This is a genomic window from Herbaspirillum frisingense GSF30 (genome assembly GCF_000300975.2).
GTDB classification, from domain to species: Bacteria; Pseudomonadota; Gammaproteobacteria; order Burkholderiales; family Burkholderiaceae_D; genus Herbaspirillum; species Herbaspirillum frisingense.
Genome location: NZ_AEEC02000052.1, coordinates 23,275 through 29,517, shown reverse-complemented (window position 1 = coordinate 29,517; position 6,243 = coordinate 23,275). Strand labels below are relative to the sequence as shown.

6 protein-coding genes are annotated in these 6,243 nt (G+C 63.8%); 2 read left to right on the top strand and 4 right to left on the bottom strand.

Annotated elements, in window-relative coordinates:
- Positions 1–74 precede the first annotated feature (74 nt).
- The 4 genes from HFRIS_RS22850 to HFRIS_RS22835 form a co-directional block, all read right to left on the bottom strand.
- A complete protein-coding gene (locus HFRIS_RS22850; protein ID WP_006465390.1) occupies positions 75–1,055 on the bottom strand; it encodes a 2-hydroxyacid dehydrogenase in 981 nt (326 codons plus the stop codon).
- A gap of 71 nt (positions 1,056–1,126) precedes the next feature.
- Positions 1,127–2,530, bottom strand: coding sequence for a sodium:proton antiporter (locus HFRIS_RS22845; RefSeq protein ID WP_006465389.1), 1,404 nt, complete (start codon positions 2,528–2,530; stop codon positions 1,127–1,129).
- 160 nt (positions 2,531–2,690) lie between these two features.
- On the bottom strand, positions 2,691–3,866 hold the full coding sequence (gene pncB, locus HFRIS_RS22840) for a nicotinate phosphoribosyltransferase (RefSeq protein WP_006465388.1): 1,176 nt from the start codon (positions 3,864–3,866) through the stop codon (positions 2,691–2,693).
- A 185-nt stretch (positions 3,867–4,051) separates the two neighbouring features.
- Positions 4,052–5,305 carry an ABC transporter substrate-binding protein gene (locus HFRIS_RS22835; protein WP_006465387.1) on the bottom strand — a complete coding sequence of 418 codons (1,254 nt, stop codon included), beginning with the start codon at positions 5,303–5,305 and terminating at the stop codon, positions 4,052–4,054.
- On the opposite strand from HFRIS_RS22835, the gene HFRIS_RS25350 reads away from it, so the two are divergent.
- Complete coding sequence (locus HFRIS_RS25350; RefSeq protein ID WP_152486741.1) at positions 5,289–5,672, top strand: hypothetical protein; 384 nt, start codon at positions 5,289–5,291, stop codon at positions 5,670–5,672. The genes HFRIS_RS22835 and HFRIS_RS25350 overlap by 17 nt on opposite strands.
- Positions 5,673–5,679: 7 nt before the next feature.
- The gene (fdxA, locus tag HFRIS_RS22830) at positions 5,680–6,003 is read left to right on the top strand and encodes a ferredoxin FdxA (RefSeq protein ID WP_006465386.1); all 324 of its coding nucleotides are present in this window, start codon (positions 5,680–5,682) and stop codon (positions 6,001–6,003) included.
- Positions 6,004–6,243: the final 240 nt, after the last annotated feature.

Here is a 6,243-nt window from a genome sequence, read left to right as displayed (position 1 = left end):
AAAAAAATGGGCGCACCCTTGATCGGGTGCGCCCATTTTGTTTTGTCGTTTTGTTTTGTCGCAATGTGGCTGGATCAGCCCTTGACCACGTCCGGATTGAGCAGGTTGGGCGGGCGCTGGCCGGACAAGGCGGCAATCAGGTTGCCGGCGGCGCAATTGGCCATGGCCAGGCGCGTGGGGGTGGAGGCGCTGGCGATGTGGGGGGTCAGCACCACATTGCTGAGGTCAAGGAATTCCGGCTTGAAGGCCGGCTCGTTCTCGAACACGTCCACGCCGGCGGCGGCAATGCGGCCTTCGCGCAGGGCTGCGATCAGGGCGGCGTCATCGACGATGCCGCCACGGGCGATATTGGTCAGGGTGGCGGTCGGCTTCATCAGCGCCAGCTCGGCGGCGCCGATGGTGTGGTGGGTGTCTTTCGAATAGGGCAGCACCAGCACCACGTGGTCGGCCTGCCGGAGCAGATCTTCCTTGCTGACGTAGCGCGCGTGGTTGGCACGCGCCTCCTGCTCCGGCGCCAGGCGCGAGCGATTGTGGTACAGCACCTGCATGTCGAAGCCCAGCGAGCGGCGGGCGATGGCCTGGCCGATGCGGCCCATGCCGATGATGCCCAGGGTGGCGCCATGGATGTCGGGGCCGACGAAGCTGTCGTAACTCCACTTCTTCCACTGGCCGGCGCGCAGGAAGTGCTCCGATTCGGTGATGCGACGGGCCGCCGCCATCATCAGCGCCCAGCCGAAGTCGGCGGTGGTCTCGTTGAGCACATCGGGCGTATTGGTGGCCATCACGCCGGCGCGGGTGGCGGCGGCCACGTCGATGTTGTTGTAGCCCACGGCCATGTTGCAGACCGCCTTGAGCTGGGGATTGGCGGCGAACAGCGCCGCCGTGACCGGTTCGCTGGGGGTGGTGAAGAGGCCGACCTTGCCCTGGGCCTTGGCCTGCAGTTCATCGGCAGTGTAGATGCGGTCGTCCTGGTTGGACTCGACCTCGAAGTGCTGCTCCAGGCGCGCCAATACTTCAGGGAAGACGGCGCGGGCGACGAAGATCTTTGGTTTCATGGGGTCTCGTAGTGTCTCGAAATGTCTCGTTGGATGCGCTTGGGTGAACAGTAATTCAGGAATTCGGATGATTAGAAGAACAGGAAACTCATGACGATGAACAGCGGCACCAGGATGCCCACTGACCACGCCATGTAGCCGAAGAAACTGGGCATGCGGATGCCGCGCTCCTCGGCGATGGCCTTGACCATCATGTTGGGTGCATTGCCGATATAGCTGTTGGCCCCCATGAAGACGGCACCGGCAGAAATGGCCGCCAGGGTCGAGGCCAGCGGCCCCATCAGTTCCCGGGCATCGCCCGATGCGGTGTTGAAGAAGACCAGATAGGTCGGTGCATTGTCGAGGAAGGAAGACAGCAGGCCGGTCATCCAGAAATACATCACATCGTCAGGCCGGCCGTCGGGACCGGTCACGGCGCGCACCACGGTGGCAAAGGCGCCCTGCTCGCCCGCGCGCAGCATGGCGATGACCGGGGCGATGGTGAGGAAGATGGCGGCGAAGAGCTTGCCCACCTCCAGCATCGGCCCCCAGCCGAACTCATTGCCGGCACGGGCGCTGCCGGGGGTCAGCCACAGCGACAGCAGGATCACCAGCAGCAAGGCGCCATCGCGCAGCAGGTTCTGCCATTCCAGCGGCGCCCCCATCAACTCGGTGGCCACGCCGGGCTTCCACAGGCCGCTCATGAGCACCAGCCCGACCACCACTGCCAGCAGCAGGAAGTTGACACTGCCTTCCAGCTGCAGCGACGAGTCTGGCGTGGGGTCGAGCGGGCGGCGCTCTTCGCGGTTGAGGTAGAAGTGCCGGTCCAGCAGGTAGAAAATCACCAGCAGCGCGCCGCACAGGAAGGCCATCGGCGCCAGCAGGTGGCGTGCGGTCCAGAAGAAGTCCACCCCCTTCAAAAAGCCCAGGAACAGCGGCGGATCACCCAGCGGCGTGAGCGAACCACCGGCATTGGCCACCAGGAAGATGAAGAACACCACCACATGCACGGAGTGCTTGCGGTCGTCGTTGGCGCGGATCAGTGGACGGATCAGCAGCATGGCCGCGCCAGTGGTGCCCATGATGCTGGCCAGCAGGGTGCCCAGCGCCAGCAGCCCGGTATTCAAGGCCGGCGTGCCATGCAGGTTGCCGCGCACGCAGATGCCACCGGCCACCGTGAAGAGGGCGGTCAGCAGGATGATGAAGGGAAGATATTCCGCCACCAGCGCATGCACGCTGATGGCCAAGGCCGCGTGCAGGCCGTGCGTGGCGGCCAGCGGCAGTAGCAAAGCCAGCGCCCAGGCGCCGGCGATCTTGCCGAAATGGTGATGCCATAGCGACGGGGCCAGCAGTGGCAGCACGGCGATGGAAAGCAATACGCCGGCAAATGGGAGGGCCCAGACCAGCGACAGGCCGGCGCCGTCAAGATCGGCGGCCTGAGCCGACAGAGGGAGCGTCAAACCCGACAGGGCAAGGAGGATGGCGTTGAGCGGCAAGTGTCGTCCTCAAGATGGCAGTGAAGAAAAACCCGCCACCATGACAGCCGACGACGGGGAGCCACACTATAGCAGCCGACTTGCCGCCGGCGCGCGAAAACCGGCCAGTGAAAAAACTTTCAGCTATTGATCAAATCCGCTCTGTGCCGCGCAAACCCGGTCAGGCCTTGATCTGGAACACCTGGCGCAGATAGTTCACATAAGCCGGGTCATCGCACATGTTCTTGGACGGGGTGTCGGAGAGCTTCGCCACCGGCTGGCCGTTGCAGCGCACCATCTTCATGACCACCTGCAGGGGCGTATATCCCAGGTCGTTGGTCAGGTTGGTGCCCACACCGAAGGCCACCTTGGCGCGGTCCTTGAAGCGCAGGTACAGGGCGCGCACCTTGTCGAAGTCCAGGCTGTCGGAGAACACCAGCACCTTGCTGGAGGGATCGACGCGATTGTCGCGGTAATGCTGGATCAGGCGCTCGCCCCATTCGAAGGGGTCGCCCGAGTCGTGGCGCGCACCGTCGAAGAGCTTGCAGAAGTACATGTCATAGTCGCGCAGGAAGGCGTCCATGCCATAGACGTCGGAGAGCGTAATACCCAGGTCGCCGCGATATTCACGCGCCCACATCTCGAAAGCGAAGGTCTGTGAATCGCGCAGGCGTGGACCGAGGGCCTGGCAGGCCTGCAGGTATTCGTGGGCCATGGTGCCCAGGGGCGTCAGGTCGTGCTGCATGGCGTACATCACGTTGGAAGTACCGGCGAAGTGCTCGCCCATGTGCTGCTTCATCTCGTCGATGACTTCGGCATGCCAGCTGCGCGAGAAGCGGCGGCGGGTGCCGTAGTCGGCGATCTTGCAGCCGGCCAGTTCGGCGTCGTCGGTGATGACCGACATCTTCCGGCGCAGGCGCGCCCTGCCCTCTTCCAGGTCGGGCGTGCGCTGGGTGGCGCGGAAATAGACTTCATTGACGATGGCCAGCACCGGCACTTCGAACATGATGGTGTGCAGCCAGGGGCCCTTGACGCTGATCTCGATCTCGCCGTTGCCGGCCGGGTCGGGCTGGACGGTGATGTACTTTTCGTTCAGGTGGAACAGGTCGAGGAAGTCGACGAAGTCACTCTTGATGAAGCGCAGGCCGCGCAGGTAGTTCAATTCGTCTTCCTTGAAGCGCAAGCGGCACAGGGCGGCGATCTCGGCGCGGATTTCCTCGACGTAGGGGGTCAGATCGATGTGCTCGTTGCGGCATTTGAAGCGATATTCGACTTGGGCGCCGGGAAAGTGATGCAGCACCACCTGCATCATCGTGAATTTGTACAGGTCGGTGTCGAGTAAAGAAGTGATGATCATGAAGTCCGGATGCGGATGCCCCGCATGCTGCCATGTTGATGGTCCACGTGCATGGCGGGTCGCCCCGGAGCGGTCCCGCGCCATGCCTTGGCGGCACCCTCGGGCGCCGCGTGCGCTATCTTAACCGAGATCGGCGATGGCAAAGCCCCCTGCGCCAAGGGGGCATTGGGCGTGCCGGCAGGCGATCATCGGGTGGCCGAGCCCGGACGGCGGCTGCGCACGTAGGTAGCTGGCGGCAGATAGGCGCTGCCATCCAGGTAGCGCCACTCGCGCATGGTGCTGCGACCATCCTTCTGCGACACCAGCCCGATGAAGGCACCCATGGACGCTTGCTGGTCCAGTGCACGGAAGCTGAGTTCGCCCAGCGGCGAAGACCAGTGCAGGCCGCGCAGGGCCTCTACCAGGGCCTCGCCGTCATTTCCTTCACTTTTTTTCAGGCCGGCGGCGATGGCCATCATCGTGGAATAGCCCAGGACGGACGACAGCTGCGGGCGTTCGCTGAATTTCTTCAGATAGGCTTCCAGGAAGCGCTGGTGTTCGGGGGTGTTGATCTGGTCCCAGGGGTAGCCGACGGCCAGCCAGTCGCGGATCGCCTCGCTTTGTGAAGGGTCCAGGCTTTGGGCGCCGGCCGAGGCCAGCGACACCACCTGCACGCCATTGAAGAGTTGCAGGCGGTTGCCGGCCTGCACGAACTTCTGCAGGTCTTCGCCGAAGGTGGCGTTGAAGATGCCGTCCGGCCGCGACTGGCGGATCGCCCGCACCACGTCGTCGGCCTTGATCTTGCCCAGCGCCGGCCACTGGTCGCTGACGAATTCCACATCCGGGCGGGCCTGCTTCAACAACATCTTGAAGCTGGCCACGGCGCTCTGGCCGTATTCATAGTTGGGGGCCACCACCGCCCAGCGCCGTCCGGGCAGGCGCGCGGCCTGTTCGGCCAGCATGGCGGCCTGCATGTAGGTCGAGGGACGCACGCGGAAGGTGAAACGGTTGCCCTTGTCCAGGGTGATGGCGTCCGACAGGGCATCGCCCACCACCAGCACGGTCTTGCCGCGGGCGGCTTCGCGCGCCACCGCCAGGGCCACGTCGGAGAGCATGGTGCCGGTCAGCACCTCGACGCGTTCCTTGCTGACCAGTTCCCTGGCGTTGCGGGCAGCCTGGTCGGCGTCGCCATCGTCGTCCCGCACCACCAGCTGCAATGGCCGGCCATGCACACCACCGGCTTCATTGATCTGCTCCAGGGCCAGCGCCAGCCCATTGCGGTAGGCTTGCCCGGAAAGTGACTGGCGCCCCTGGCTATTGATCTCACCGATGCGGATGGCTTCGGCGGCCTTGGCCTGGACCACCGGCGCCAGCGGCAAGGCCAGCGCGGCCAGCAGGCCCAGCACGGCCGGCAGCAGGGAACGACGCAGGGGAGAGGGTCTGGTGTCTTCAGCGTTCACGCCGGGACTTCCTTATCAGTTGATGCGCGGCATCGACCGGCACGCCTGGCGGCCTTGTTCCGTGCGCGGAGGCGGCATCCGGAAGACCTTGGCGGCGGCGGGTCTGGTGGCGAGCTTGTTTATTTACTTATACGTAAACTGTATAAGCCTCATTTGTGGGAAAAATCGAATTACCTTAAAATACAAGGCTTTGCGGCGGGTTGCGCAGCGGCATCCCAAGGGCGCCCACAAGGCGGAGGATGCAGCAGGATGCGCGCAAAATGGACCTCGACAACAGGTTGACCAGCCGCAACATGATTTTAACCGTGCCATATTGCCATCAATTGCGGCGCAGTTAGCCATCGGTTTGAAGAAATTTTACAGATAGGACAGTTATGACCCACGTTGTCACCGATTCCTGCGTCCGTTGCCGCTACACGGATTGCGTGGATGTTTGCCCGGTGGATTGTTTCCGCGAAGGCCCCAATTTCCTCGCGATTGACCCGGACGAATGCATCGACTGCGCCGTGTGCGTGGCCGAATGCCCGGTCAATGCGATCTACGCGGAAGAAGACGTGCCGGCCGACCAGCAGCCATACATCGCCCTGAACGCCGACCTGTCCCGCAGCTGGCCCTCCATCACCAAGACCAAGGCACCGCTGCCGGACGCCGAGGAATGGAAGGACAAGACCGACAAGCTGCAATACCTGCAGCGCTGATCGCTGCGGCAGATCAAGCCGGTCGGGCCCGAACCCACCCAGAATTGCGGTTGCGCATCCAGCCTGGCAGCACCATCGCCCCAGCCAGATGCGCAGCCGTTTGTATTTGGCCCTCCGCAAAGCCCCTGCCAGCCTCATGGGTTGGCGTTGCCGAAGCGGTGCAGGCCTGCAGCACCCTCTTTATGCACCGTCTTTTCCTGGCCGATCCACCGCCATGCGGCCCACGCCGTTAGCCAGTCG

Coding starts and splice junctions, on each gene's coding strand:
- HFRIS_RS22850 (WP_006465390.1), bottom strand. CDS start 1,055: ATGAAACCAAAGATCTTCGTCGCCCGCGCCGTCTTCCCTGAAGTATTG.
- pncB (WP_006465388.1), bottom strand. CDS start 3,866: ATGATCATCACTTCTTTACTCGACACCGACCTGTACAAATTCACGATG.
- fdxA (WP_006465386.1), top strand. CDS start 5,680: ATGACCCACGTTGTCACCGATTCCTGCGTCCGTTGCCGCTACACGGAT.